Origin of the sequence: Paraburkholderia terrae (assembly GCF_002902925.1) — a bacterium.
In the GTDB taxonomy this organism is placed as follows: domain Bacteria; phylum Pseudomonadota; class Gammaproteobacteria; order Burkholderiales; family Burkholderiaceae; genus Paraburkholderia; species Paraburkholderia terrae.
In genome coordinates, this window is sequence record NZ_CP026112.1 from 2,368,087 (window position 1) to 2,394,506 (window position 26,420).

At 59.1% G+C, this 26,420-nt stretch carries 24 protein-coding genes; 13 read left to right on the forward strand and 11 right to left on the reverse strand.

Going from position 1 to position 26,420, the window contains the following annotated elements:
* Window positions 1–61: 61 nt before the first annotated feature.
* On the reverse strand, window positions 62–442 hold the full coding sequence (locus tag C2L65_RS46700; RefSeq protein ID WP_233446617.1) for a hypothetical protein: 381 nt from the start codon (window positions 440–442) through the stop codon (window positions 62–64).
* On the opposite strand from C2L65_RS46700, the gene C2L65_RS26845 reads away from it, so the two are divergent.
* Together C2L65_RS26845 and C2L65_RS26850 are read left to right on the forward strand one after the other, a co-directional pair.
* Window positions 323–3,244: a molybdopterin-dependent oxidoreductase gene (locus tag C2L65_RS26845; RefSeq protein ID WP_233446601.1), complete on the forward strand. Its 2,922-nt coding sequence runs from the start codon at window positions 323–325 to the stop codon at window positions 3,242–3,244. The two genes, C2L65_RS46700 and C2L65_RS26845, sit on opposite strands and share 120 nt — an antisense overlap.
* Entirely contained in the window at window positions 3,241–4,086 is an 846-nt protein-coding gene (locus C2L65_RS26850; RefSeq protein ID WP_233446554.1) for a 4Fe-4S dicluster domain-containing protein, read from the forward strand. Before C2L65_RS26845 ends, C2L65_RS26850 begins: the two co-directional genes overlap by 4 nt.
* Before the next feature lie 376 nt (window positions 4,087–4,462).
* On the opposite strand, the gene C2L65_RS26855 is transcribed toward C2L65_RS26850, so the two are convergent.
* The gene (locus C2L65_RS26855) at window positions 4,463–5,461 is read right to left on the reverse strand and encodes an ABC transporter substrate-binding protein (RefSeq protein WP_042307717.1); all 999 of its coding nucleotides are present in this window, start codon (window positions 5,459–5,461) and stop codon (window positions 4,463–4,465) included.
* Window positions 5,462–5,698: 237 nt separating this feature from the next.
* Here C2L65_RS26855 and C2L65_RS26860 point away from each other — a divergent pair, with 237 nt between their 5' ends.
* The 5 genes from C2L65_RS26860 to C2L65_RS26890 all read left to right on the forward strand — a co-directional run bounded on the left by C2L65_RS26860 (window position 5,699) and on the right by C2L65_RS26890 (window position 12,102).
* Window positions 5,699–7,069 (forward strand): substrate-binding domain-containing protein, encoded by a 1,371-nt coding sequence (locus tag C2L65_RS26860; protein ID WP_233446555.1) that lies wholly within the window; start codon window positions 5,699–5,701, stop codon window positions 7,067–7,069.
* 855 nt (window positions 7,070–7,924) lie between these two features.
* On the forward strand, window positions 7,925–8,872 hold the full coding sequence (locus C2L65_RS26875; protein WP_042307712.1) for a 3-keto-5-aminohexanoate cleavage protein: 948 nt from the start codon (window positions 7,925–7,927) through the stop codon (window positions 8,870–8,872).
* 320 nt (window positions 8,873–9,192) lie between these two features.
* Window positions 9,193–10,239, forward strand: a complete 1,047-nt coding sequence (locus C2L65_RS26880) for a homogentisate 1,2-dioxygenase (RefSeq protein ID WP_042307709.1) — start codon at window positions 9,193–9,195, stop codon at window positions 10,237–10,239.
* Between the two features lie 145 nt (window positions 10,240–10,384).
* Window positions 10,385–10,894 (forward strand): nuclear transport factor 2 family protein, encoded by a 510-nt coding sequence (locus tag C2L65_RS26885; protein ID WP_042307707.1) that lies wholly within the window; start codon window positions 10,385–10,387, stop codon window positions 10,892–10,894.
* 95 nt (window positions 10,895–10,989) lie between these two features.
* The gene (locus C2L65_RS26890; RefSeq protein ID WP_042307706.1) at window positions 10,990–12,102 is read left to right on the forward strand and encodes a Gfo/Idh/MocA family protein; all 1,113 of its coding nucleotides are present in this window, start codon (window positions 10,990–10,992) and stop codon (window positions 12,100–12,102) included.
* 480 nt (window positions 12,103–12,582) lie between these two features.
* Here the strand turns inward: C2L65_RS26890 and C2L65_RS26900 are convergent, their stop codons facing one another.
* The 4 genes from C2L65_RS26900 to C2L65_RS26915 form a co-directional block, all read right to left on the reverse strand.
* Complete coding sequence (locus tag C2L65_RS26900) at window positions 12,583–13,113, reverse strand: MarR family winged helix-turn-helix transcriptional regulator (RefSeq protein ID WP_042307704.1); 531 nt, start codon at window positions 13,111–13,113, stop codon at window positions 12,583–12,585.
* Between the two features lie 209 nt (window positions 13,114–13,322).
* Window positions 13,323–14,090, reverse strand: coding sequence for an SDR family NAD(P)-dependent oxidoreductase (locus C2L65_RS26905; RefSeq protein ID WP_042307703.1), 768 nt, complete (start codon window positions 14,088–14,090; stop codon window positions 13,323–13,325).
* A gap of 18 nt (window positions 14,091–14,108) precedes the next feature.
* Window positions 14,109–14,492 carry a nuclear transport factor 2 family protein gene (locus C2L65_RS26910; protein WP_042307702.1) on the reverse strand — a complete coding sequence of 128 codons (384 nt, stop codon included), beginning with the start codon at window positions 14,490–14,492 and terminating at the stop codon, window positions 14,109–14,111.
* 216 nt (window positions 14,493–14,708) lie between these two features.
* Window positions 14,709–15,215, reverse strand: coding sequence for a nuclear transport factor 2 family protein (locus C2L65_RS26915; protein ID WP_042307701.1), 507 nt, complete (start codon window positions 15,213–15,215; stop codon window positions 14,709–14,711).
* 418 nt (window positions 15,216–15,633) lie between these two features.
* On the opposite strand from C2L65_RS26915, the gene C2L65_RS46710 reads away from it, so the two are divergent.
* On the forward strand, window positions 15,634–15,909 hold the full coding sequence (locus C2L65_RS46710; protein ID WP_233446556.1) for a LysR substrate-binding domain-containing protein: 276 nt from the start codon (window positions 15,634–15,636) through the stop codon (window positions 15,907–15,909).
* A gap of 203 nt (window positions 15,910–16,112) precedes the next feature.
* Here C2L65_RS46710 and C2L65_RS26925 read toward each other — a convergent pair whose 3' ends face one another.
* On the reverse strand, window positions 16,113–16,652 hold the full coding sequence (locus tag C2L65_RS26925; protein ID WP_042307700.1) for a MarR family winged helix-turn-helix transcriptional regulator: 540 nt from the start codon (window positions 16,650–16,652) through the stop codon (window positions 16,113–16,115).
* A 392-nt stretch (window positions 16,653–17,044) separates the two neighbouring features.
* On the opposite strand from C2L65_RS26925, the gene C2L65_RS26930 reads away from it, so the two are divergent.
* Both C2L65_RS26930 and C2L65_RS26935 read left to right on the forward strand, forming a co-directional pair.
* Window positions 17,045–18,796: an FAD-binding protein gene (locus C2L65_RS26930; RefSeq protein ID WP_042307699.1), complete on the forward strand. Its 1,752-nt coding sequence runs from the start codon at window positions 17,045–17,047 to the stop codon at window positions 18,794–18,796.
* Window positions 18,797–18,828: 32 nt separating this feature from the next.
* Window positions 18,829–20,208, forward strand: a complete 1,380-nt coding sequence (locus C2L65_RS26935) for an MFS transporter (RefSeq protein ID WP_042307697.1) — start codon at window positions 18,829–18,831, stop codon at window positions 20,206–20,208.
* 219 nt (window positions 20,209–20,427) lie between these two features.
* Here the strand turns inward: C2L65_RS26935 and C2L65_RS26940 are convergent, their stop codons facing one another.
* Window positions 20,428–21,330 carry a LysR family transcriptional regulator gene (locus C2L65_RS26940; RefSeq protein WP_042307695.1) on the reverse strand — a complete coding sequence of 301 codons (903 nt, stop codon included), beginning with the start codon at window positions 21,328–21,330 and terminating at the stop codon, window positions 20,428–20,430.
* Window positions 21,331–21,434: 104 nt separating this feature from the next.
* On the opposite strand from C2L65_RS26940, the gene C2L65_RS26945 reads away from it, so the two are divergent.
* Genes C2L65_RS26945 through C2L65_RS26955 form a run of 3 tightly spaced genes read left to right on the forward strand, consistent with a single transcriptional unit; the run spans window position 21,435 to window position 23,743 of the window.
* A complete protein-coding gene (locus C2L65_RS26945) occupies window positions 21,435–22,340 on the forward strand; it encodes a pirin family protein (RefSeq protein ID WP_081920911.1) in 906 nt (301 codons plus the stop codon).
* 49 nt (window positions 22,341–22,389) lie between these two features.
* Window positions 22,390–22,836 (forward strand): DoxX family protein, encoded by a 447-nt coding sequence (locus C2L65_RS26950; protein ID WP_081920909.1) that lies wholly within the window; start codon window positions 22,390–22,392, stop codon window positions 22,834–22,836.
* Window positions 22,811–23,743, forward strand: a complete 933-nt coding sequence (locus C2L65_RS26955) for an aldo/keto reductase (protein WP_233446557.1) — start codon at window positions 22,811–22,813, stop codon at window positions 23,741–23,743. Before C2L65_RS26950 ends, C2L65_RS26955 begins: the two co-directional genes overlap by 26 nt.
* 303 nt (window positions 23,744–24,046) lie before the next feature.
* Here C2L65_RS26955 and C2L65_RS26960 read toward each other — a convergent pair whose 3' ends face one another.
* Genes C2L65_RS26960 through C2L65_RS26970 form a run of 3 tightly spaced genes read right to left on the reverse strand, consistent with a single transcriptional unit; the run spans window position 24,047 to window position 26,203 of the window.
* Entirely contained in the window at window positions 24,047–24,460 is a 414-nt protein-coding gene (locus C2L65_RS26960) for a DoxX family protein (RefSeq protein ID WP_042307690.1), read from the reverse strand.
* Between the two features lie 48 nt (window positions 24,461–24,508).
* Complete coding sequence (locus C2L65_RS26965; RefSeq protein WP_042307688.1) at window positions 24,509–25,207, reverse strand: pirin family protein; 699 nt, start codon at window positions 25,205–25,207, stop codon at window positions 24,509–24,511.
* 33 nt (window positions 25,208–25,240) lie between these two features.
* The gene (locus tag C2L65_RS26970; protein ID WP_042307686.1) at window positions 25,241–26,203 is read right to left on the reverse strand and encodes an alpha/beta hydrolase; all 963 of its coding nucleotides are present in this window, start codon (window positions 26,201–26,203) and stop codon (window positions 25,241–25,243) included.
* Between the last annotated feature and the right edge of the window lie 217 nt (window positions 26,204–26,420).

Below are 26,420 nucleotides of genomic sequence, written 5' to 3' on the forward strand. Positions count from 1 at the left end.
TTGACATTATTTATACCAAACAATATCATTCGATATCGGTTTATTTTTTTTGGAATCATTTCTACACAAATGATACGTTGTGGGTAAGATCATACAACGTGATCGACGACTGCGTCGCGCCGCTCAGCGAAATTCGCTGATCAGGGCGCAGTTCGGAACCGCCGGGATCGATGTCGCGGATCGTTCCGAAAACACGGAGACACAGGGCACCGGCTGATCGGCCGGTGCCTGCCCGGCAGTCGCAGGGTCCAATCAAAGCGCAGTTCTGCTCAGGGATGACATTCTCATGCAGCGAAAAATCCTCGTACTTATCCTCTGGCTCATGCCGACCGTGCTGCGTATTGCGGCACGCAAGTTCCCGGCCATGCGCGCGCATCTCGCCACAGGGAGTGGAATCATCCAGTTGCGTCTCAGAGACAACACCCTCTCGAGACAACTTCATTTCGGGAACGGAACTGTGTCAGGGAGCTGGGGTGTGAATCCCAAACCCGACGCGGAGCTTGTCTTCATGGATGTGGCAACCGCCCGCAAGATGCTCGCGCCGAACACCGATCATGCGTTCCTGATCGATGCGCTCAAGAACTTCAAGATCACGCAGGGAGGAAGCGACCCGAAGCTCGTGTGGTTCGGTCAGCTCGTCAACACGATGAAGACGGCTGCGTGGCGCAAGGGCACGCCGATGAAGGACGGAACCACGCGTTACGTCACGCTCACCAATGGCGGACCCGTGTTCGTCTTCGTCAAGGACGACAAGATCGTACGCACCACGCCCATCGATCTCGAAGAGGACGACGGGCCGAGCTGGAGTATCACGGCAAGAGGTCGCTGGTTTTCACCGGCGCGGCGCGCGACGGTCAGCCCGCACGCGCTTTCCCTGAAATCACTCGTGTACTCCGAAAAGCGCCTCCTCTATCCGATGAAGCGCGTCGACTTCGATCCCAATGGCGAACGCAATCTTCAGAATCGCGGGATCTCGGGCTATGAGCGCATCAGCTGGGACGAAGCGCTCGATATCGTCGCTGGAGAAATCCGCCGCATGAAGCAGGATTACGGCCCCGGGGCCGTCGCCATCGTCACGGGCGCGCATCACCAGTGGGGGAATATCAACTACTACCTGAGCGCGCTGCTGCGCTTCGGCAATCTGATTGGACACACCCGCGTCGAACCGAGTCCGATCAGTTGGGAAGGATGGTACTGGGGGGCGATGCATCACTACGGCAATAGCCTGCGGCTGGGCACGCCGAGCTTTTACGGCACGACCGAGGACTGCCTTCAGCATGCGGAGGTGATCGTGTTCTGGTCGAGCGATCCCGAATCGACGAGTGGTGTCTATGGCGGATTCGAAGGCACCGAGCGCCGGCTGTGGGCCAAGCAGCTCGGCATCGAGTTCGTGCATATCGATCCCTATCTGACGCACTCCGCTCAGTTCCTGGGCGGGAAATGGCTGCCGATCAAGCCTGGTACCGACTCGGCGCTCGCGATCGCGATCATGCATGAATGGATGATCAGCGGCAGCTACGATAAGGAATACGTGGAATCGAAGACGACCGGCTTCGACGAATGGCGTGCCTACGTCCTCGGCAACGAGGACGGCGTACCGAAGACGCCGGAGTGGCAAGAGGCCGAAACCGGCGTGCCCGCCAAGGATGTCCGCAGTCTCGCGCAGTTGTGGGCGTCGAAGAAGACTTATCTCGCGGCCGGCGGCCTGGGCGCAGGCTTCGGTGGCGCATGCCGCACCGAGACGGGTGCTCAATGGGCGCGAAGCGTCGTCATGATGATGGCGATGCAGGGATGGGGAAAACCGGGAATCAACTTCGGCAATTTGCAGATCGGCGCGCCGCAGGACCTCAATTTTTACTTTCCCGGCTACGCCGAGGGTGGAATCTCCGGTGATCTGAACAACACGGCGAGCGCGGCCAACAACTACTGCCGCATGCCGCACATCATCACGATCAACCCGGTGAAGCAGGCCGTTCCCCGTCAACGGCTTGCCGAAGCCATCGTGGACGGACACGCGCAAGGCTACGCGTGGGACGGCTTCTCGACCGAGGGGCAATTTGCCGAATACTCGTATCCGAGGCCGGGCCTTTCTCGCATCCACATGCTGTACCGCTATGGCTCGTCATCGTTCGGCACGACGCCGGGATCGAACAGGCTCGTTGAAGCTTATCGTCATTCATCGCTCGAATTTATCGTCAACCAGTCGATCTGGATGGAGAACGAGGCCCAGTTCGCAGACATCATTCTGCCTGCCTGCACCGCGCTCGAACGTGACGACATCTCCGAATGGGCGAACTGCGGCGGCTACATCCAGCATGCGCAGACCCAGCTCAATCACCGTGTGGTGACCATGCAGCACAAATGCATCGAGCCCCTCGGCGAATCGAAGTCGGACTACCAGATCTTTCTGGATATCATGCTCAGGCTTGGATACGGCGGGATGTACTCGGAAGGCGGATGCTCCGAACTGGCCTGGTGCGAGCGGATGTTCAATTCAACCGACTTGCCCAAACAGACCACCTGGAAGAAGTTCCTGAAAAAAGGCTATCACGTCGTGCCGCCGCCGAAGGACGACGATCAGCCGTCCGTCGACATGCGCTGGTTTGCGGAAGGCCGTCCGAAGGATCTGCCCGAGCCGAATCCGCTGCCCGGCACGTATTCGCTCGGCTTCGGCGACGGGCTGCCGACGCAGTCGGGCAAGTTCGAGTTTGTGCCGTCGAGCCTGCGTCGTATCGAACAGCTTGATCCTGCGAGGCCGGCCGTCAACCGCTACATGAACCGCGCCAGCGCCGCGAAACAATCGTTTCCGCTGCAGCTCGTGACCAACCATCCCGTCTACAGCTTCCATACGCATGCAGACGGGAAGAACAGTCACGTCAGCACGATCGACGAACATCGGATGGAGGTTGGCGGGTATCGCTACTGGGTGCTGCGGTTGAGCTCCAAGGATGCGCAGGCGCGCGGCCTGCAGCGTGGCGATCTGGTTCGGGTCTACAACGCGCAGGCGTCAGTCATCTGTGCGGTGGACGTTTCTCAGCTCGTCAAGGCGGGCGTGACACGCGGCAATGAGTCGTGTGCCGAGCTCGATCTGATCGAGACTTCGATGGGCCTGGTCGATCGGGGAGGTTGTCTCAATCTCCTGACGCCAGGTGGAAAAATGAGTCCGACCGCGGACGGGATCATGCCCAATACTTGCTGGGTGGAGGTGGAAAAATGGGACTCAAATCTCGAGAAGGCAGCGTGAGCGGCTGGGCACTGGTCGTTGACGTTTCACTCTGCATCAATTGCAGAAACTGCGTCCTTGCGACCAAGGACGAGTACAGCGGCAATGCCTTTCCGGGTTATTCCGCGCCTCATCCGCCGGAAGGCCTGGAAACAATCCGAATCGAACGTCATGTTCGCGGAGAGGGTTCGCTTGTCGATGTCACCTATATCCCGAAGACCTGCAATCACTGCGACAACGCACCCTGCGTCAAAGCGGCATCGGACGGCGCGATCTACAAGCGTCCGGACGGCGTCGTCGTGATCGACCCTGTCAAGTCGCAGGGACGGCGCGATCTGGTCGGGACATGCCCTTACGGCATGATCGAATGGAATGAACAGGAACAGGTGCCGCAGAACTGGAACTTCGACGCTCACCTGCTCGACGCCGGCTGGAAAGAGCCGCGCTGCACGCAAGCCTGCCCCACCAAGGCGATCCGTGCGTTGAATGTCGCGGACGCCGAATTGGCACAAATAGTCGAGAAAGAGCACCTGTCAGTCATGCGCCCCGAACTCGGCACCCGGCCGCGCGTGTTCTACAAGAATCTGGACGACGCGCTCAGCCATCTGGTGGCAGGCAACGTCTGCGAAGACCTGGGTGGCGGTCAACTGCGCAATCTGACGGGCGCCGAAGTTGTCCTACGCGACGCCTCCGATGGACGCGAATCCACGACAAGGACCGACCATTTCGGCGACTTCCGATTCTCCGGGCTCACCGCGCCCTCCTCGCGTATCGAGGTTCGGGTGCGAAAAGACGGAACGGAAAAGGTGCTGGCTTCGAGAGACCGCACGGGAAGCGTCAACCTCGGCACGTTGGTCTATTGAAATCAGGGTGTCTGGAGTGAGCGCGAAACCGGAGACGACCACGATGAACGCCGCTAGCCGAGCCGTCCGGCGGCGTGTTTGGTCGCGCCCGTGCGCTGCTTGAATTCGACCGTCGCCGGCCTGGCTCTTATTCCAAGGGTCTGCGTGCATCGCGGCAGGCGTTCGGGCCGTTCGGTCACCTGATGCTTGACCTGGCCGCCCTCCTTCACTTTCTGCCCTTCACCCGGTCCCCACGCGCGTTCGCTGGCTGCCGGTGCACACGCTGCGCTGATGGCTAGACGGCGCGGCGCAGGTTCTCTGCGGATTGCGGACAAGAACGACGTACCGGGGCAGCGCGCCTCGCAACGCACTGCCCCGAACGAGTCAGGTATACGAATCAGATCTTGAAGCTTTCGAGGCTCGCAGGGTGAAACAGCTCATGCGGCTTCAACCGGCGGCTGGAAAGCCCCTCCGCATAGTGCTGCGCAAGGAAGCGATCGATAGTCCGCTCGTTTTCGGCAAAGCCGTACGACCAGAAATCGAAGCCCATCAGCTTGCGCGCCGCCCGCAACTGGTCTTCGACGAACGGCAAGGTCACTTTGGTCGCCCCGGTCTCACTGAGCCGCGCGAGTGCGAGGGCCTTCGATTTCTCGAATGCCTTCACGAGCGCGCCCGGCAGCCACGGATGCTCCTCGGCGAGCGTCTTTCTGACACCGAGCGTGTGCATGATCGGAAACAGCTTTGTGCGCGCATACCAGTCGGCGGCAGTCTTGTGTGGGTCATCGAAGAGATACCGAACCTGCGGATGGCCCTCGTCAAAGCAGGAAGGCGCACGCGGGCCGATAACGGCGTCGATCTTCCCCGCCGCCAGAAGGCCTGAGATGGTTTCGCCTTCGGGCGCATCTTCAAGCTTGATGTCACCGGGCAAGTTCAGCGCGATCTTTTCGACTCTGGAAGGATCTTCGTAGCCACCACGCACCCAGGTCACGTCCGATGCCTTGACGCCATACTCCTCCTCAAGAAGGAGCCGGACCCAGACGTTCGCGGTGAGCTGATACTCGGGCACCCCGATACGCTTTCCCTTCAGATCTTCAGGCTTCTCGATCCCCCGGTCTGCGCGCACGTAGATCGACGTATGACGGAACGCCCGCGACGGAAAGACGGGCACGGCGATATAGGACGACTCGCCCGCAGCAGTCTTGACCGAGTAGCTACTGAGCGAGAGCTCGCAGATGTCGTAGTCGGCGTGCCGAAACGCGCGAAAGAAGATCTCCTCAGGCTCCTGAAGCAGAAAGACGGGATCTACGCCTTCGATCTGAACGTCCCCATCGATGAGCGGCCGCATGCGGTCATAGTTGCCAACGGCGATAGACAGCCGAAGCTTTTGATTTCCCATTACCTCTTCTCCTTGTTGCGAAACAGTCGAAACGAAAGCGTCAGCACGGGGCCAGCCACGCGGGCCGGGAGACCAGTCTGATCGCCATCACTTGATTCTATATCGCATGATCCTACCAAGCATTAATCATGTCAAGAATCGTGGAGCATCATTGCCGGTCTCGTTTTCGTCCTGTGGAAGGGGCGTAGCACCCATCGCATACCCGCACACCCTTGCCAGGGATTTTCCCCAGGGTGCTTGACTTCATTCATCCCAAAACACATTATTCGATATGAATCTATCTTGCGCGGCATCATTTCTATTAGGATCACGTATCACCTACACCATAGGAAAGTCCATTTTCCTGTCCGTCCGATCTGCATGACTCATCCATCACCCACGGCGAGGATCACCATGTTCTTCAAGCGTCGCGTATCACAAGCTGCAGTGCAAAAACTGCAAAGTCCGATCGATGTGCATGACTCAATGTCCGCTCATCAACGCGGCATCAAGAGCCGCCGCGATCTCCGATACTGGCTAGAGAAGCTGCTCGTCTCGACTACGCAAATAAGCGCCGGCCTGATCCTTTCCACGGGTTTGATCTGTACCGCTGCCCACGCGGCGGAAGATTCCATCACGAACCGTCAAGGCGACATCACGCCGATGTGCGGCACGAAGCCGATGATCGTCGGCGTGTCGGACGGGTATGGCGGCAATACGTGGCGCAAGACCGGCCTCGCGGAAGTCAAGGACGAGCTCAGCCGGTGCAAGAACGTCACGCGGATCATCTATAGCAACGCCAACGGCGATGCGCAGAAGGCAAACTCCGACATCAACAGCATGGTGGCGCAGGGCATCAACGTCCTGATTCTGCTGCCCGACTTCGGTGCGGTACAGCTTCCCGCCATGCGGGCGGCCATGAAGGCGGGCGTCGCGGTCGTTCCGTACTCGGCTCAGGTCGCTGGCACACCTGGCCGCGACTACGTGGTCAACGTGGTGGGCAATACGCAGCAGATCGGTGTCATGTGGGCTGACTGGCTCGGAAGCACACTCAAGAACGGAAACGTCGTGTTCATGGGTGGCTCGCCCGGCGCGACCACCTCCAAAAACTTCATGGACGGTCTGAGAAGCGGACTCAAGAAATACCCGGGTCTGAAGTTGCTCAACGACCAGTACATCGTGACGAACTGGAATCCCGTCGACGCCCAGAAGGCCACAGTCGGTCTCATCGCGCAGTATCCGAAGATCGACGCCATCGTGACGGATGGTGGTGAAACCGCGCTGGCCGCTGTAAAGGCATTCGAACAGGCTCACCTTCCAGTCCCCGCCATCGCGACGATCGCAAGCGACAACCAGGTGAATTGCCATTTTGTCGCGGCGAAGCAGGCTGGCAAGCCCTATCCCTATTACACACTCGACGGCACGACGACTTACGTGCGCTTTGCAGTACGCCAAGGTGTAGCTGCCTATCAGGGAACAGTCAACAAGGAATCCCCTTCGATCCTTCCGTTCCCGTATGCCGACAGCGCCAAGGGTCTCGACCCGAAGTGCGATCCCACGGCACCACCCGATGCCGACCTCACCTCCGCGCTTCCGCCGGAGAAGCTGAAGGCCGTGTTCGAGCGTTGACAGCTGGTGAGCCTGGCGATCTGCAAGGACAAGGCACCTACGACACCGAAGGGCTTTGCGAGCGGCAGATCGTCGAACTCATCGCGGGTGGGGTGCCCGATCGGGCGCTCCCTGCAAACGGCACAAGCGGCTCCGGCAGTACGGTCCTCGACTTCACCCGGACGACCGCCTCGGTTGCAAATTCGTTGGGGTGAGCGTCAATTCACGCGCAGCTGAAGCCCCGGCGTACGCCTGCTGCCGAACAGGACCGGCGCTTACGTTTCCGGGGCAGCCGTCGTGGGCGCCACGCCGCTCCCCGGCGGCGAACGAGGGGTCATCGCGGCACTGTTCATGGCCCAACCAGGGCAACTCATCCTCGCGCTTGACGCGCGCGATCGGTCGAGTGCTCGAGCGGATGCTTGCCATTCCGCTTGCGACGTTGATCCGCCATCTCCCAGCACCACTGCTGACCCTCCTCAAACTCAAGCAGAAAGCGAAGCCCGAAGCGCGCGCGTGTCGCGCTGCATTGGCCCCTCACGGTTGGCAGTTCATTGCCGCGCCACGAACGCTTCAACGTGATCCGGTGCATTGATCAGCGTTCCGGGACAAATGGTTACCGACGGGCGGCACAGGACGATTACCCACGCGTCCTTGATCAGGACATTCCCTGGGTTCCTTGACTTATATCGTTCTATATCGCATGATTCTTCATGAATCGATTGTTTGCGGAACCATCTTATTACAAACGATTTAATTGCGAGAAGGGCCCGGCTCTGGAACCTCTCCGGCGCGAGCCACCAAACCCTCTCCAATCTGATTGCCGTGGGTTCGGAAGATTTGCGAACCTAAGTTCACTACCTGTGTCGAGGGATCATCATGATCGAAAAACTGCCACTCTGGGAAGCCGCCAAACGCGAATTGGAGGAGTACCAGTTCATCGCAGGGGCCGAGTTGCAGCCCAAGTGGGACGTATCGGAGAAGGTCGCCATCAACGCCGCGGTCTCCGGCCGCTTCGAAGACACGTCGTCCTTCCAGGCGTACGTGGATGAAGCGACCAGCGTGATCGAGGCCGGCGCTTGCGGCGTTCACATCGATTTCTCGTTCATGACCGACGCACAGGGGCGCCGCATGGATCGCGACATCCTGCCCGTCGAGGCCTACAAGCAGGTTATCGAGCCGCTGCGTGCCCGCTTCGGCAACGATTTCGTGCCGAACGTGAACGTGCTGAACGGCACGACGTTCGATATGTGCCTGAGTCCCGCTCGCGAAGGCCTGACTGAAGTCGCGCCGTGTGCGCCGGGCCATCCGGAAGCCTTTGCTTTACCGGCCGTCATGACGCTCGAGGAATTGGGCGTCAAACCCGAGCTGGCGGTCCACAGCTCCGGCGAAATCGAGCTTGCCAAGCGCAAGCTGATCGATACCGGCATCCTCAAGAAGCCGTACAACTGGCTGATCCTCTACGGCCTGCCGTTCAATGTCGGCCGCACGCTGGTGTCGGGCACCTGGGTGAGCGACGCTCAGGACATGACGCAACACATGTTCCTGATGGTCGACCAGATTCGCAAGATCGATCCGACCTCGGTCATCAGCGTCTGCGCAGCGGGCCGCGCATCGCTCTATATGACCACCCTCGCCACCATGATGGGTCTGCATATCCGCGTCGGCACGGAAGACACGCCGTGGAAGTACCCGAACAGCGACGAGCGCCTCCAGAGCAATCTCGAGATGTTCCAGATGGCGAAGGACATTGCCGGCCTGCTCGGCCGCAAGCCGGCAACGGCGAATGAGTACCGGCAACTGATCGGCAAGCCGGTCAAGACTTAAAAGAATTGCGCGGCCATGACCGCGCAAGCGGGCAGCGGCGCAGGCACGACGTGAGTGGGCGACGGATGCGAAGATCAACGCAGCCGAACCCTGCTCCGCACGGCCGAAACCGCTGTACCGCGTTGTACACGGGGCGACGTCCTTGTGCCTCACGAAGGAATCGTCAGGTCCTGCGGAATGAGCAGATGCACGACCGGCGATGGCTTTCGTTTGCGCATGACGGGGCGTTCAGCCCGAAGCCCTGCTCGGGAAGCACATGGCGGGCGCAGTATCTGGTCCATTGCAGATGTGAGCGTTCGAGAGCAAAAGGAGAATGACAAATGAGTGGCAAGCCGCATGATGCAGCCCCCCCGCCGGTGCAACTCTGGACCCGCGACGGATTCCAGGGCGCGCTGTCGGTGGTGACCCGGGCGACCTACGCGCCTGATTATCTTTCCGTGCAGGGGCCGCACGCACCGCGGCGCGCCGTACTAGAGCGCCTGACGCCCGACGATCACGACGACCCCGAGGCGCTTCCGACCACCGTGGCGACGTCCCGGCTCGGCGTCAAGCTGCATGTGTCGGGACGGCGCAAGCCCATGCCGTATGTGGTGCGCAATGTCGAAGCGGACGAGATCCATTTCATCCAGTCCGGCACGGTCAGGTTCGAAACGGACGTGGGCTGTCTCACGGCGACGGAAGGAGACTTCGTCTGCATTCCACGATCCGTCGCGTACCGGTATGCACCGACGGGCGATGCGATGCGAAGCGTTATCGTCGAGAGTCCTTCGGCCCTTAAGCTCGCGCCGCCTGCGCCAAGCGGCATGCTCAACGTCGCGCGGGATCTGAAGTTTGCCGAAGTCGACGCCGCCATGCCCGCCGGCGGCCCGACGCGGCTGGTGCTAAAAACCCTCGACCCCGAGAACACGGTCTTCACGATGCCGCATGATCCCCTCGCGCTCGGCATGTGCCTGTCGGAGTCCGTCCCGGTGTGGAAGCTGAATCTGGCCAGTATCCAGGTTCACGCCTACCTGCCCGAGGGCGGCCCGCCCAGCCAGTTTCTGTCATCGGGCACGGGCGACCTGCTGATGTTCAACCTCAGCGCGCGTCCCGGTGGGCGGCCACCCGTTCACATCAACGCCGATTTCGACGAGGTGATCTGTTACGTCCGAGGCCCGGGCGCCTGGGGCGGCTGTACGGAACCGGGGACGTTGACCTGTGTGCCGAAGGGGGTCATCCATCACGGTCCGTCGGAGGATGTTCCCGAGGGCTATCAGGCCTGGTTGCTGGAAACACGCGCGACCCTGCGCTGGACACCAAAGGCCCTTGCCGCTTCGGAGCTGATGGAAACGGGCCAATACCGGACGCATCCGGGCACGGCGAAGTGACCACTGGCGCGTAGTTCGGCTCGATCGCCAGGTTACGTTGCGGACTCGCAAGTGGATTGGGCTCGCAATCGGTTTCAATCCACTCACCCCAGCGGCGTGGCATCGATCTGCTTCAGCCGCGACGATTCAATCAAGGAGACCGAAGTTGGAAGCGAAACTTCAGCAGCTGCTGGATGAAGCGGAGATTCGCCGCGTTCATATCCGCTATTGCCGCGGCATCGATCGGATGGACTGGGATCTCGTGCGCTCGTGTTACCACCCGGATGCGATCGACAGGCACGGCGCGTACGAGGGTGGTGTCGAAGGTTTCATCGACTGGGCAGCCGAGTTGTTGCCGAACTTCGAATCGACGCAGCACTTCACCGGCAACCAGTATGTCGAGGTCCACGGCGACGTGGCGTTTGCGGAACATTATGCGCAGGCAAGCCACCGCACCAAACCCGACGGCGACAAGCCTGCGATGGACTGGGTGGTGAACATCCGCTACGTGGACCGCATGGAGCGGCGAAACGGTGAATGGCGGATTGCCGATCGGATGGTCGTACTCGACTCCCAGCGATCGGACCCGGTTCCCGGAGATCTCGCACCGCTCGAAAATTCCAATGTCGGGCGCCGTGACAAGGAAGACCCGTCGTACAGATACCAGATCGTATGACGGCTGCGGCCGGTATCTGTGGCTGGCTCCAGAGGGCCGGCCTTCGAGATCCGGTGCCCACGGTTACTGCAGTTACCTAAAGATTAGAGGAAACAATGGAAGGAAAATATCGTGTCGGTATCGTCGGCCTGAGCCCAGGGCGCGGTTGGGCGGCAACAGCTCATATTCCGGCCTTGCGGGCGTTGTCCGGCGTCTTTGAACTCGCCGGCGTGGCAAATACGAGCCTCGCGAGCGCGCAAGCGGCAGCCGCCGCGTTCGGTATCCCGCAGGCATTCGAAAGTGCCGCTGCGCTGGCCGTATCGCCGGACATCGATATCGTCGTCGTCACCGTCAAGGTTCAGCACCACAAGGACGTCGTCACGGCGGCCCTGCAGGCGGGCAAGACCGTGTACAACGAATGGCCGCTCGGCAACGGGCTCGAAGAAACCATCGCGCTTGCCGAACTCGCGCGCGAGAAAAAGGCATTGGCTGTCGTCGGCGCACAAGCGATCGCCTCCCCCGAAGTGCAGTTCATGCGCAAGCTCGTCGCAGACGGCAAGATCGGCGACGTCCTGTCTTCGACGTACGTCGGATCGGGTTTCAGCTGGGGCGACGACATCCTGCAGGGTGACGCCTACGCCATGGACAACGCGAACGGCGCGACATTGCTCTCCGTGATCGGTGGGCACGCGATTGCGGCGATCGATGCCGTCCTCGGCGATATCGAACAGATCGGCGCGGTGCTCTCGCAACGCAGGCAAACCGTGCGCGTCATCGAGACGGGCGAAACCGTCGAGATGAAAACGCCCGACCACCTCATGGCGAACGCAATTCTGCGCTCCGGAGCGCCGCTGTCGTTGCAACTCCGCGGTGGCCTGCCGCGCGGAACGAAGCTGCTGTGGGAAATCAACGGAACCGAGGGTGATCTACGCGTCACTGCGAGGAATGAGTACGTCCCGGCCGTCAACATCACGCCCTTGCGTGTCGAGTTCGGACGTAAAGGCCAGAACGGTTATGAGGAACTCGACGTCCCGGATCCGTTTCCGATCGATGCCGGCGATGCCGTTGCAGCGCGCAATGTCGCTGGCGTCTACCGGTTGATCGCCGATGACCTGCGCAACGGCACCCGCACGGCACCCAGCTTCGATCACGCACGCGCACTTCACGAAGTGCTCTATGCAATCGAGCAGTCGAGTGAAACGGGCAATCGGATCAAGGTAAGCAAGTAGCAAGCGTGTGCGGTTCTCGTATGCGCCATACACGTACATAAAGCGCGGAAACATGAGCGCGCAACGCCCCATCGCCCGTCCATAACGGGACGGGCCCGGGAGCGGAGCGCGCTGCAAGCGGGTTGCAGACCAGACAGCAGGTTGTCGTCACGCGAATGGCGAGCGTGATAAGGAGAAGATGATGGCTAGCGCAGCAAAGTCATTACGCTCGATGGTGGAAGACTGGCTTGCTCCCACCTCGATGGACATGGTGCATGTGATCGAATTCAAGAACCAGCGTGCGACGCGGCAATGCTACGTGTGCGTCGAAGCACGCAGGGCCGCCGGAACCGCCGCAATGTTCTTCTTTCACCACAACGACGGACTCTGGTGTGTTTTTCCGCCGAGGCGGGAGCGCCCCACGATGCGCGTGGCCTGAGCGCGCCGCCGTTCTCCGCGCATCGGGCACCCATAGCCGTTGTGCCGACGGCGGGCCGACGGCTAGTCGATCACAGAGTCGCTCTGAGACATCAGCGTCAAGTTGTCTTCGATCTGGTGCATGACTTTCCAGAAAACTTCGAGATCCTGCGCGGGGATGCCTTCGAGCGAAGCCGAAATCATCTCGGTGAGTTCAGGCAGCATTTCGTCGACAAGGCGTCGTCCTTCATCCAGCAGGCTGACGTAGTACTTTCTTCTGTCCTTGGGGTCGCGCGTCCGTCGCACGAGATTGCGCTTTTCCATTCTATCGAGCGCCGGTACGGCCGTCGTCGATGCAATGCCTACCCGTTTGCTGAGTTCGAGCTGGTTCATCTCGCCGCGTTCTGCCAGAACCCGAAGATAGAACCAGTGCGCAACCGAAATGCCTTCCTTGTCCAGCAACTTCTGGCCTTGTGCGTCGTAGAGGCGATACATCGTACGAGCCATCCATGGCACGGTTCGGCCGCGGTCGTCAAAGACGTCCGTGCGCTCACCACCCGTCGCTTCCAGCCTCTCGAGTGCTTCATGCACTGCATTCGAACTCGACTTTGACATTGGCCACTCCTCAACTGGTGCCACGCGGCCGGCAACGCACGGACCAAGCGGCGAGCGTTACGCTCTCGATACAGGGCGTTCCTTCGCGCTCTTGATTGTGTTCAATCTAAATCATTCTATTTTATATAGCATTATCTGTTTTAAGATGATCCGACTCATGATGATAATACCTCGGATGACAGAACCGACGCATCAAACGCAAAGCAGCATCAAATGGCGAGAAATCCTCCATCGACGGCCAGTTCGGCTCCCGTCACGAAGGAAGCCTTGTCCGAAAGAAGCCAGACAACAGCGGCAGCAATCTCCGCCGGAACACCGATTCTTCCCAGTGGATGACTGGCTCGAATCTTCTCGATCAAATCGGCAAATTGCGGATCGGACACCAGCGCCTGAACCATCGGTGTGTCCACCGCACCTGGGAGGACGGCGTTGACCCGGATATGCCTGTCGCCGTAGTCGACCGCTGCGCCTTTTGTCAGGCCCAGCACACCGGCCTTCGAGCCACAGTAGTCGGCCGCACTGCGCATCGCCACGCGGCCCAGCGTGGACGACGTATTGACGATGGCGCCACCACCCGTTTTCAGCATCGCGCGTATCTCATGCTTCATGCAAAAAAACACGCCATCGAAATTGACTGACTGAATCCGGCGCCATTGCGCGGCAGTCAGTTCGTGCAGCGGGAGGTTCGTCTGGGAAAGACCGGCATTGTTGAACGCGCCATCGAGCCGGCCATACTGACCCAATGCCGCAGCCACGAGCGCTTCGACCTGCTCTTCGTCGGCTACGTTCGTTGCCACGAAGATCGCGTCATCGCCTGCCCGCCGAATCGCCGAGACCGTCTCCTCCGCGCCCGCAGCATCGATGTCGGCGACCACTACGCGCGCCCCCGCCACGGAGCACGCCAGCGCCGCTGCTCGCCCGATACCCGAGCCACCTCCGGTGACGATGATGCTCTTCCCTTCAAGATCGCGATTCATTGCTTTGTTCCCCTTGGCTCAACCCTCGAACAGAGGAGAAGTATCAGCGTAGATGCGGCATTCATCGATCAACTCGTCTTGCAGCTTCCAGATCGTCGCGGCCGGAATCGTCAGCGTCGATCCATCCTTGCGTGTGTAAGTCACGGATACCTGGGACACGATGACATTCTCGAAGGCCCATACGTTGACGAGGTCATGTTTGATGCCCGCAAGCAGCTTCAGAAAACTCTGTGAAGCCGCAGCCGCGTTTGCGCGACCGATGACAGGATCGCTATTCGCATAGACGAATGTGCAATTCTCGGTCAGACAGTTCGCGAACCCCTGCTCGTCCATCGAATCGATCGCTTCATAAACCTTTGAAACAAACTCGATTGCTGCTGTGGGTGTTTGAGTCAATGACATCGTGATTCGTCTCCTTTTTCATGGTGAGTCCATCGCCACCGCCGTTGTCGAGTATCGCCTGCGCGGAGTGGAGTGCATCGTAAGCGCCACAGCTTGTCAGCAGATGATTCCGACATTAAGTCGGCTATATATGGTCAATCGCCACTAGCGTGACGCACCGGGCAGTACGAAAAATGCTCGCTTCGGCACGCCATATCACCGAAGCGCTGTGCTTGATCACAGTCCGTACTCGTACGACGGATCATCGCGGTCGCGCCGCCCATAGTTCCAGTCGCCCAACGGCGCGGACTCAGTGCTCACCGGGATCGTTCGTTCCGAGTCGTAGACGACGATGCGGTCAGCGATTCTCCATTCGCTATCACGCTTTTCGAGACGATCCACATATCGCACGTTCACAATCCAGTCCGCGGCGGGCTTGCCGTCCACGGGTTTCGTGCGGTGAAACGCCTGCGCGTAATGCTCCGCGAAAGCCACCTTGCCTTCCACCTTCACGTATTGGTTGCCGGTGAAATGCATCGTGCTGTCGAAGAGAGGCAACACCTCCCCCGCCCATTTGATAAAAGCTTCGACGCTGCCTTCGAAAGCACCATGTCGGTCGATGGCATCCGGGTGATAGCACGAACGCACGAGATCGAAGTCCATCCGGTCGATGCCCCGGCAGTAGCGCATATGAACTTCACGAATCTCCGCCTTGTCTTGAAGTTCCTGACTTTTAGCATCCAATTTGTGTCTCCCAGTTCAAGTAAGAAACTGAAGCACGTCGCCCCAACTCGATCTCGGCGACCGCCTCTTCGCTCTGCCTGACTTTCACGACAACGCAGTCACGGCCATCGCACATCAAAAAACAGATTTACGTCGATTCGCTTTATATCGCATGATGCATTGTAGAATTAATAGAGTCAAGGGCTTGTGGGGTACCCTCTGATGGCTCCGGTTCACATGGATCTCAGCACGCCGATGCGCACTACGTCGGCGTTGCGCGATCGCAGTTCATGGCGTGATTGGACACAGTTGTGGAATCGATCTGCCAGCGAGAGCTATGCGGGACTTACGTCTGATCAGCGGGGAAAGTTGTGGGTCGTCCATCGCGCGCTTTCAGTGGAACGCGACTGGCTATCGATGTTTGCAGATCGAAAGTACGATGAACCAGTTAATGCCACGGCTTGCGCGCGGCGAACTGGATATCGTCGTCGGCCGCTCGGGCCAACAGTATGATGACCCGCAGTTGCGGATCGAGACGCTCTATACGGAGCCGGTCAGCTCCGTCCCACGGCCCCATGACCCGCTTGCGGTGGACTGGCGCGATGTGCTCGCGTATTCACGGATTATCCGGCCGCAAGGCACACCTGTGCGCAACGCGACGGAGACAGCTCGGGCGGCCGCGGAGCGCACGCGGCCAGCGCATTGCGTCGCATAGAGCGGCGCAGCGCTTCGAGCAGTTGAACGCGCTTTTATATTCTCCCGCTGCAACCCGAAGGCTTCGGTTCAGTACCGATGTACTGGCATGCCGAAAACGAGAATCGCGCTGCGGTGGTCATGGCATTGGATAGTCTGCGTGCTTTCGTCGATCCGCGCATGAAAGCATGACACACCGCGTGATAGTTCAGTCGCCGTCTCTACTCAATCGACGACCGCGTCGCCTTGCGACGCCTGATTCAGGTTATTTTCAATTTGATGCATCACCTTCCAGAAAACACGCATATCCCTCTGCGTGATCCCATCGAGCGACGCTGAAATCATATCGATGAGCTCCGGCATCATTTCATCGACCAGCCGTTTGCCGTCGTCCTTCAGACTGACGAAATACTTTCGCCTGTCGTTCGGATCCCGGGTTCGCTGGACCAGTCCACGTTTCTCGAGGTTGTCCAATGCAGGCACGGCCGTGGTGGATGCAATCCCCACCCGTTTGCTGAGCTCCAGCTGGTTAATTTCACCGCGCGCCGCCAGTACGCGAAGGTAGTACCAGTACGCGATTGGCAGGTTCTCCCTGTCGAGGATTTTTTGCGCTTGCGCGTCGTAGAGCCTGTGCACGGTTCGCGCCATCCAGGGTACGGTCCGGCCGCGGTCATCGAACACATCGGACTGTTCTTTCATTCCCGGCCCCGATCGCTCGGAAACGTCCATGGCCGCCTTGGCCGCGGTGGATTGTGACTTGGGCATCCGCTCATTCCTTGACATTGAGGTAGCCAGCCGCGCGCAACGCCGATTGGCGAAGAACGATGACGGCCCGCTGCATTCCAGGGCATTCCCCAGGTTTCTTGATCTTATCCATCCCGAAACACATCATTCGATACACATCCATCTTAGATGTAATCATCTTTCCGAAAATGATCTGTCGCTAGAGAGATCATACAACAGTGCCGGCGCATCCGTCTGAATCTGCAGACCTTCTTGCCAGGGAATTCCCTCGATCGCCTTGACGCACTTCATGCGATGACGCATGATTCGACATAAATTCATAAAACACGAAACCAATCGCCTGTGATGGCCTGCGCACCACTCTTGTGTCATGCGCCGCCGCTCACAGAATCGCTTAATACAGGACACATGCGATGAATACGGCTACGACGGAGAACTGGGACTGCGAGGTCGACGTCCTCATCCTGGGGGCAGGCGCAGCCGGCATGACAGCGGCAATCGTTTCGAAAAACGAGGGCCTTACACCCCTCGTACTGGAGAAGACCGACCAGGTGGGCGGCACATCCGCGTGGTCGGTCGGAATGATGTGGTTCGTCGACAGCGGCCCGATGCAGACCGCCGGGTTCAAGGATTCCTTCGACAAGGCGCGGAAATACTTTGCTGCAACAGTCGGAAACAGCGTCGATCGCACATTGCAGGAAGCCTATATATCTCAAGGCCGGGTCGCGCTCGACTACATGCTGAAGCACTCCGAACTCGAGGTCGTGGCAGTCGACTATCCCGACTACAGCCCGGAACTGGAAGGCGGCATGTTTGGACGCGCTCACGCCCCAATCGAATTCGATGGTCGAAAGCTAGGCGCGCACTTCAAGGATCTGCGCGCCCCGCTGCCTGCATTTGCGCCGTTTGGCGGGATGATGCTCGATCTCCCGGATTTGCTGCATTTCCTGTCCTTCACGCGCTCGGCACGATCGTTCTTCCACGTACTCAAACGCTTTTTGCGCTATGGCGTGGACCGGCTCAATCATCATCGCGGCACGCGGCTGGTGGGCGGAAATGCACTCATAGGTCGTCTCTACAAGACGATGCTGGATCGGAACATCGGCGTGTGGCTGCGATCGTCGGCAACCAGACTGATCGTGGACGGCAACACGGTCAAGGGTGCAGAAGTCGAGCGGGACGGGCAGACGATTCGCGTCCGTGCTCGCCGGGGTATCGTCATTGCGGCGGGTGGCTACCCAGGCAACCTTGCGATGCGCCGGGAGCACTCGCGCCAACCAACGGTGGAACTCGGACTGGGCCTCCCCAGCAACGTTGGCGAAGGTCTGCACCTGGGTGAGTCGGTTGGTGGCCGCCTCGACCATAACGCTCAGGACACGGGCTACTACGTTCCCATGTCCGTCTATCCGGACGACGCGGGCAACATGCAACTGTGGGGGCACTTCATGCTCGATCGCCCCAAACCAGGCTTCATTGCCGTTGGAAAAAATGGAAACCGATTCACGAATGAGGCGGCGTCGTATCACGCTTTCACTCTCGGCATGTTCGAGGCCGGCGCCATCCCGGCCTATCTGATTGCCGATGCCGCGACGGTGAAAAAGTATGGCATTGGCGTCATCCTGCCCGGCAGTCTGTCTTTGCGTCGCTACGAGAAGTCCGGCTACCTGAGCAGTGGCGCCACGCTTGCCGAACTCGCCGGCAAGATCGGCGTCGACATGAACGGACTGCAACGAAGCGTCGAGCGCAACAACCAGTTCGCCAAGACAGGTATCGACGAAGACTTCGGAAAGGGATCGTCTGCGTACAACGTCTACAAGGGAGATCCCACCCATTCGCCGAACCCTTGCCTCGGTCCGATCGAGAAAGGCCCCTTCTATGCCGTGAAGCTGATGCCAGGTGACTTCGGAACCAGCCGCGGACTCGTGACGGGGTCCCACGGTGAGGTGCTCGACGAGAACAATCGTCCGATTTCAGGCCTGTACGCTTGCGGCAACGATATGAACTCGCCGGTGGGTGGACATTACATCGGTGCGGGCATCACGCTCGGCCCGGCATTGACCTTCGGATACCTTGCGGCAATGGCATTGGCCACGAATACGCCAGGAGTAAGCGATGTGAATCCGGAGGACCATTCAACTGCCGATCAAAACGTGAAACTAGCGTGATTTGAAACGTCGCCGGCACTCAGGAGACACCCGTGAATAATGAAATAACCGTCGACGTCCAGACGTTTATCAACGCACATCCGTTCAGCAGGTTCCAGAAGCTCATCTTTCTCATGTGCTTCATCATTGTCCTGCTGGATGGTTTCGATACGGCGGCGATCGGTTTCATCGCTCCAGCGCTACTCACCGAATGGCATATCGCCAAGCCCGCGCTCGCCCCTGTCCTGAGCGCCGCATTGCTCGGCATTGCCTTTGGCGCACTCGCGTCCGGCCCTCTGTCCGACCGGATCGGGCGTCGCGCGCTCATCGTCGGGTCAGTGTTCCTGTTCGGTATCGCATGCGTCGCGTCCGGCATCTCGACGAGCATCGGACAATTGACAGCGCTGCGCTTCATCACGGGCGTCGGGCTCGGCGCAGCGATGGCGAACGCGGTGACGATGATGGACGAGTACAGCCCAACCGCGCGTCGCGCCACGCTAACGAGCCTGATGTGCTGCGGCTTCCCGCTCGGCGCCGCGCTGGGCGGACTGCTGTCGGCATGGCTGATTCCACACGCAGGCTGGCGCAGCGTTCTAATCCTGGGTGGGGTGATACCACTGCTTCACAGTGCCCTGTTGCTGCTCAAAATGCCGGAATCCGTACGCTTCATGGTCGCGAACAGAAAACCTGGTGCGGGTATCCGTGCAGTTCTCGTGCGGATCGCTCCTGAAGCTGCGCATGCACGCGAATTCACACTCACCGAAAGCATTTCGCCAACCGGATTCAAAGGGCTAGGTCTCGTGTTGTCGCGACCGTACATCGTTGGTTCCGTGATGCTCTGGGTGGCCGCCTTCATGGGCCTGGTGATCATCTACGCCTCTATCAACTGGATGCCGATATTGCTAAGAGATTCGGGCTTGAGCGCAAAGAGCGCGACGCTGGTCTCGGCTCTTTTCCCGCTAGGTGGCATCGGCGCGGTGGCGTGCGGCGTATTGATGGATCGGTTCAATGCGAATCTTGTCATCGCCGGGTGCTATGCGCTCGCAGCCCTTAGTTTCTTTTTCATTGGGCAGACGATGGGAAACGTTGTGCTGCTGGTACCCATCGTACTTCTGGCCGGCGTGCTGCTGAATACCGCACAGGCTTCCATGAATGCACTGGCGGCCGCGTACTACCCGACTGAAGGACGTGGTACCGGTGTCGCCTGCATGCTGGGCATCGGCCGCTTTGGCGGCATCGCAGGTTCGTTTCTTGTCGCTGAACTGGTCCGAAAGCAATTCACTTTCGCTGCGGTATTCACAACCATTGCGGCCGCCGGAGGGCTGGCTTGCATTGGGTTATTGATCAAGCATCTCGCACGACCGCAGGGCCCTCGAGCGGCAATGGGCGCCGATAGACCTATGAATCATCGAACTCCGAGGTCCCCGGCCTGATGAACATGGGGTCACCGTGATAGGCGTGCCGAAACACACGCGCCTGCTGTTATCTCCGCCATGCCCCGTCTGGGCGTGGATTCAGCCCGCCAGTGCGCGGGCTCTTTTTTGCAGCGATGCCCAACGTGCGCTCGATGCTGCGAATACGACTGATCGTCGAGCTCATTCGACCGGTTGCAAGGCCACTGCAGATTTCAACGGACGTGATCTCGCCATTCACTACGGGAAGACAGAACCCGACTTCAAGGCCTTGATGAACCATGTTCCCGCTGGACCTGGCGGCGTATCCTTGCGATATGCCGCGAACATTGGAATTGACGGCGTCACGGGTTCGAATTTGTCAAGACGAAGCCGGTGCAATGCGCCAGACGCTATATCATCCTTCACCATTGCTAGCGGCATGTGCCCCCAACCAAATCCGGCCCGCAAGAACTCGTGTTTCGCATGCAGGTCCGCCATCTTCCAGGTGCGCGGCGAAAAGACTTCAAAGTTCTTCCCTTGGGTCATATCCGTGCGGTCGGTCAATACGAGCTGAACGTGAGTTTCCAGGTCCCGCATCCCGATGACCCGTGTCATTTCCGCGAGCGGATGCGTTGGAGCGACGACGGTGACCATCGCGACGTCCAGGATTTTCTCGGCAGAAAGGCCGTCCGGAACCGCGAGCGTTGAACCAATGATTCCCAACCGGCAGATCCCATCCAGAATCTGCTTCGTCGCTCCGCCCAAAGCTTCTACATAGAGCCGCAACGGTGTCTCTGGAAACTCGACAGAAAATGCCCGCATGACCGAGCTTAATCGTTCGAGAGGATAGAACGCATCGATCGCGAGGGACAACTCCGGTTCAAGGCCGCCTGCGAGCGTTCGTGCCCGGGCCTTGAATCCGTCCATGCCGCGCATCACTGCACGCGCCTCATTGACAAGTGCCGCCCCACCCGCTGTCAGACGAGGATAGCGTCCGCTACGATCGAAGAGCTGTATTCCTGTCTGACCTTCCAGGTTCGCGAGCGTCTGACTGACTACCGATTGAGTCCTGCGCAAGCTGCGCCCCGCGGCAGAGAAACTTCCTTCATCGACCGCTGCAATAAACGTTCGCAGCTGATCGAGGGAAACGCCATCCAGCATGTATCGCTCCTGACGATGGATTGCATCGAAATATATTGGCTTCCCCAAGCGGATGCCAACTCTTAATCTTCCAGTTAATCAAATCTGACGAACGCAGGTACACCATGTCTTACCTAACCACCGCAACATCGCCTTCGGACCAGTACGCAGATACGTCCGTTGAGAACGGCGAGGAACGCGCAGAAGCAGTCCGCTCCACCCGAACGATTGTTGCCCGCACTGCAGGTAGACAACATGGCCCGGTCAATCGCCTCTTTAGCCCGGGAGATCTTGGCGGGTTGCTCAAACCCTTCGTATTTCTCGACTATTTCGATGTCCCAGCGCACTCCAACACGCGGTTTTCCATGCACCCGCATTCCGGAATCGCAACGACCACTATCCTGCTCGACGGCGAAGTCCGGTACGAAGACACGACGGGTGCTGCTGGCGTCATGTCGGCGGGGAGTGTCGAGTGGATGAACGCCGGCGGTGGCGTGTGGCATGACGGTTATCCGGAAGGTCGCACGCCCGTGCGAGGCTATCAGTTGTGGACTGCGTTGCCCGCCGCCCTCGAACTGGATCAACCCAACAGTCAGTATTTGTCAGCACGAGAGATCCCCAGTTCAGGTCCGGCTCGCGTCATTCTGGGCGAGTATGAAAACCTCCGCAGCCCTGCGTTAGCGCCGTACGGAATCAACTATTTGCATGTGCAACTCAAGGCGGGCGAAGAATGGCGTTACGCGCCTCCTGCCGGGCATGCCGTCGCGTGGCTTTGCGTGCAACGCGGCACGCTTCATGTCGCCGATCAAAAGGTTCGCGCCGAGCTTGTCGTATTTGACGAGTCTGAGAACGCGCTGACCTTATACGCCGACGAGGATACGGAGTTCGTCCTTGGCTCTGCAATCGCACATCCGCACGACCTGGTTCTCGGCTACTACTCGGTGCATACCTCTGAAGATGCATTGCGCCGTGGAGAGCAGAAGATCGTAGAGATCGGCGAACAGCTTCGACGCGTTGGGCGTCTGAGATAACACATGCCCCACCGGGTATCCGCAAACTCATGTGAATCGCGCAACAGAAATGGACACCGCTCGCTCCAGTTCCCAAGACGTACTCGCTCTTGCGGGACGAGTCCTCATGGCTGCCGTTTTCATTGCGGGTGCCATCGGCAAGCTTGACACGCCAGCCGCCACAGTCCGCTACATCGCTTCGGCCGGGTTGCCTGCGCCGCTGGTGGGATTTGTCGGTTCGATGTTGCTGGAACTCAGCTGCGGCTTGTTGCTGATCTTCGGTTATCGGACCCGGACGGCAGCAGCGGCACTCGCGGCGTACTGTGTGATTACCGCACTCCTGTTTCATCACTCGTTCGTCGATCACAATCAGGCTATTCATTTCATGAAAAACCTGGCTATGGCTGGTGGTCTGCTGGCATTCGCGGGCTACGGCGCCGGCGCTTTCAGCATTGATCACCTGCTCTCCCACTCTTCCGCTCGCTCTGCCTATGCCAGATATCCCGCACCTCGATAAGGTGCGGATGTACCGGACGGATTACCTTTCTCAAGTTCATGAGTTTCCTGGATTTTCAATGCAGAACGTACAAGCAGGTGACGCCCTGATCCCGGCGTTAGGTTACGGCACCTATGGAATGAGCGACGATGAGATATATCGGTTGCTGCCTGAAGCGCTTCGTGCTGGCTTCCGACATATCGACACGGCGCAGGTTTACCGAAATGAGGCCAGTGTCGGCGAATGCGTCGCAGCCTCGGGAATCCCCCGGTCCGAAGTTTTCATCACGACAAAAGTCTGGGTGTCCAACTATTCCTCCCAAAGATTTGGAGCATCCGTCGATGAGAGCATTCGCAAGCTCAAGACGAGTTACATCGATCTCCTTCTTCTGCATTGGCCAGGCAGCGACATTCCGCTGCCGGAACAGGTTGCAGGACTCAACGCCGCAGTCAAGTCCGGCAAGGTTCGTCATATCGGTGTCAGCAACTTCAATCGCAAGCTCATGGAAGCGGCTATTCAGCTTTCGGAGATTCCGCTTGTGACCAACCAGTTTGAATACCATCCCTATCTGGATCAATCGTTGCTAATCGAGCGTACGCGCAAAGCCGGTCTGGCAGTGACAGCGTACTGCGGCATGGCTGTGGGGCGAGTGTTCGCAGACGATACCTTGAAGGAGATTGCGACCAGGTACGACAAGACGGTCGCTCAAATCGTTCTGCGCTGGCTTGTTCAACAGGAAGGAACCGTCGCACTTTCTCGAACCTCTCGCGCGGAGCGGCTTGCGCAAAATATAGCCGTGTTTGATTTCGAGTTGAGCGCTACAGACATGGCAGCTATTCACGCACTAGCGCGACCCAATAGCCGAATTGTCGATCCTCGCGGACTCGCACCGGTTTGGGACAGTACTGAACATCGACCGAAGCCCTGACCGAAATCTGGCGCGGCGGCAATTGCGTCTGGCCTGTATACGAGATTCGGCGCAAGCGAACGCTCTGCCGAACGTTCCACTGCACCGATTCAAATCATGTCGCGTGAGTCACCTGGAAGAAGCGCATCTCGCCGATTCGTCTTTCGACACATTGAAATTTCACTTCTCTTATGTCCGGTCGAACAACTTGCCTTGATGACGAGCACCGGCAAGTTCGATCGCGACCGGTTACAAGGCGACTTTCCCGACGTGAGACGAGCACTACACGGTCACGCAAGTGATCGCCTCCATGGATTCCGTCGCTCAGCTTGCTTTCAGCGCTCCGAGTCGCGATGCCACCCGTCCATCCAGGCTGAATGCACCGGCACCGAAATACGTAATCTGCAGTAGGCCGCCAGCCATCATCACGTTCTTGAGAAAGTGAATCATCTGGTTTTGATCTGCCAGATTGCGGTGAAAGAAGACTGCCGTAGCAATACAGAATACCGCCATCACCAGCGATGCGAAGCGGACGCGATAGCCGGACAGCAAAAGCAGGCCACCGCCCAGTTCGATCAGCACCGCCATGAGAAAGGCGAGCGGCGGCAACGGCAGGCCAACTGCGCCGATATAGCCGACAGTTGCGGTATACGCCGCAAGCTTGCTCAAGCCGCTCATGACAAACGGCGCTCCAATGAAGACACGGCCAACCAGCGGCAGAAACTTATAACTTTCCATAACAAACTCCTGAAATTACGATCACGTAGGTGGAAACAAAAAAAGAACTCAGCCGGCGTCCACCATCACCAGTTCAGAGTCTTCGAGAGCATTGATCCGTACGGTCTCCACCCCCGTGATCGCGACGCCATCGAGAGGTCCCATTGGCTCGCCGTTCACTTCGATTCTTCCTGCCGCGACGACAAGATAGGCTTGCCGTGTACTGCTTAACTCCTGCTCAATGCGGTTTCCTGCCTTTAGGCTTGCGCCAAGCAGGCGCGCGTTCGCGCGGATCGGAAGCGCCTCTTTGTCGGCATCGAACCCGCTTGCCAATACCACGAAGCGCCCTGCGCGATCGCCCTTCGGGAAAGACTTTGTGTCCCATCGTGGTTCACCGCCCGATACGCTTGGCACCAGCCATATCTGATAGAGCTTGAGCGGCACGTCACCTTTATTGAACTCCGTGTGCCGTATGCCCGCCCCTGCGCTCATTACCTGGATGTCGCCAGCTTGAATGGTTCCTTCGGATCCTAAAGTGTCGCGATGTCCCACCACGCCTTGACGGACATAAGTGATGATTTCCATGTCGCGATGTCCATGCATCGGAAATCCGCTGCCGACTGCGATCTCATCGTCGTTCCATACGATCAGTGGGCCCAGTGCCCTATGAGAAGGATCATCGCTAGCGCTAACCGCGAAGTGGTGCTTTGCAGTCAGCCATCCAAGATCGGCACGGCCAAGCGATTCCCAACGTCGATGTACAAGCATCTTCTAAAACTCCCGCATATATCCGGAAAAACCTCAAGGTGCCACTGCTTGCAGTCTCTCAGTGAGAAACATACCGACGGCATCCAGTGCCTGCGATGCGGCCTTCAGCTCTCCAATGCCACCAGCGAATCCGTGCGGCATCCCCATCCAAACGTCCAGCCGGGCATCGACACCAGCAGCAACAGCGCGTTCGACATATCGACGCGAATCGTCCAGTAGCACCTCGTTGTCTCCCACGTGAACGCTCAGCGGCGGCAAACCCGCAAGTTGCCCGTAAAGCGGCGATGCCAGCGGATGTGCCGGATCGACGCCGCCCAGATATGCACGCACGAGATCGGACACCTGTGCGCGCGTGAAGAACGGTTCGACATCTGCGCGTGTCTCGTAACTCGCACTCGAAAGCGTGAGATCGGTAACTGGAGAAAATGCGGCCACGGCGGCAAGACTCGCCTTCGAGGAAACTTCTCCACTGGCGATTTGCGAAGCCAGCACCAGGGCGAGATTGCCCCCGGCAGAATCGCCAGTCACGGCAATCCGTTGAATGGCCCTCTGATCAAGTCCTTTATAACAAGCCACCATGTCTTGAATGGCCGCGGGGAAAGGATCTTCAGGAGCCAGCCGATAGTCCGGAACGAATGCGCTCACGCCCGCCCTTGCCGCGATATGCGCGACAAAATGCCGGAATGCATCCGCGGCGCCAAAGTTGAACCATCCGCCATGCAAATGGAGAATCACTTCATCGCTTCGGCAATAGGCAGGGTGAACCCAAATCCCGCGAATGCCGCCAACCGTGTCGTGTTCAAACGCAACGTCATCGCGCGGCAAAATGCTTTCCATCATCGCGTCGAATGCGACGCGCGCAGTGATACCCCACGGCTTGCCTTTGGAGGCACTCGCCGAGGCGCGCATCCTCGCGGTAATGGCGGCATCCTCGGCGTCCAGCGGATGCGTTACGGCGAATTCGCTCGATGCATTGTCGGTAAAAGAACTGTCCATGGTCGTCTTCTCTAATACGCGGGCGACATGCCCTGTTCACGTGCAAGATTGCCCGCTGCCATTGAAATGGCACAAAGACACTCGGCGGCTGCACACACATCGGCAAACGGTTTGAGCCATCTGCCGAATGCTATGCGCACAACGGTCAGCCGCACATCTCCGGAATTGCAAAGCATCATTGCTTCTGGTAGAACGAAGAGACTCAACCGAAGCCCGC

Bases quoted from the DNA above. Each gene is read 5' to 3' on its own strand.
- C2L65_RS26970 (WP_042307686.1), bottom strand. From the start codon at position 26,203: ATGGACAGTTCTTTTACCGACAATGCATCGAGCGAATTCGCCGTAACG.
- C2L65_RS26925 (WP_042307700.1), bottom strand. From the start codon at position 16,652: ATGCCCAAGTCACAATCCACCGCGGCCAAGGCGGCCATGGACGTTTCC.
- C2L65_RS26845 (WP_233446601.1), top strand. From the start codon at position 323: ATGCCGACCGTGCTGCGTATTGCGGCACGCAAGTTCCCGGCCATGCGC.
- C2L65_RS26880 (WP_042307709.1), top strand. From the start codon at position 9,193: ATGAGTGGCAAGCCGCATGATGCAGCCCCCCCGCCGGTGCAACTCTGG.
- C2L65_RS26890 (WP_042307706.1), top strand. From the start codon at position 10,990: ATGGAAGGAAAATATCGTGTCGGTATCGTCGGCCTGAGCCCAGGGCGC.
- C2L65_RS26905 (WP_042307703.1), bottom strand. From the start codon at position 14,090: ATGAATCGCGATCTTGAAGGGAAGAGCATCATCGTCACCGGAGGTGGC.
- C2L65_RS26930 (WP_042307699.1), top strand. From the start codon at position 17,045: ATGAATACGGCTACGACGGAGAACTGGGACTGCGAGGTCGACGTCCTC.
- C2L65_RS26875 (WP_042307712.1), top strand. From the start codon at position 7,925: ATGATCGAAAAACTGCCACTCTGGGAAGCCGCCAAACGCGAATTGGAG.
- C2L65_RS26960 (WP_042307690.1), bottom strand. From the start codon at position 24,460: ATGGAAAGTTATAAGTTTCTGCCGCTGGTTGGCCGTGTCTTCATTGGA.
- C2L65_RS26940 (WP_042307695.1), bottom strand. From the start codon at position 21,330: ATGCTGGATGGCGTTTCCCTCGATCAGCTGCGAACGTTTATTGCAGCG.
- C2L65_RS46710 (WP_233446556.1), top strand. From the start codon at position 15,634: ATGAACCAGTTAATGCCACGGCTTGCGCGCGGCGAACTGGATATCGTC.
- C2L65_RS26910 (WP_042307702.1), bottom strand. From the start codon at position 14,492: ATGTCATTGACTCAAACACCCACAGCAGCAATCGAGTTTGTTTCAAAG.
- C2L65_RS26945 (WP_081920911.1), top strand. From the start codon at position 21,435: ATGTCTTACCTAACCACCGCAACATCGCCTTCGGACCAGTACGCAGAT.
- C2L65_RS26965 (WP_042307688.1), bottom strand. From the start codon at position 25,207: ATGCTTGTACATCGACGTTGGGAATCGCTTGGCCGTGCCGATCTTGGA.
- C2L65_RS26955 (WP_233446557.1), top strand. From the start codon at position 22,811: ATGCCAGATATCCCGCACCTCGATAAGGTGCGGATGTACCGGACGGAT.
- C2L65_RS26855 (WP_042307717.1), bottom strand. From the start codon at position 5,461: ATGGGAAATCAAAAGCTTCGGCTGTCTATCGCCGTTGGCAACTATGAC.
- C2L65_RS26950 (WP_081920909.1), top strand. From the start codon at position 22,390: ATGGACACCGCTCGCTCCAGTTCCCAAGACGTACTCGCTCTTGCGGGA.
- C2L65_RS46700 (WP_233446617.1), bottom strand. From the start codon at position 442: ATGAAGTTGTCTCGAGAGGGTGTTGTCTCTGAGACGCAACTGGATGAT.
- C2L65_RS26900 (WP_042307704.1), bottom strand. From the start codon at position 13,113: ATGTCAAAGTCGAGTTCGAATGCAGTGCATGAAGCACTCGAGAGGCTG.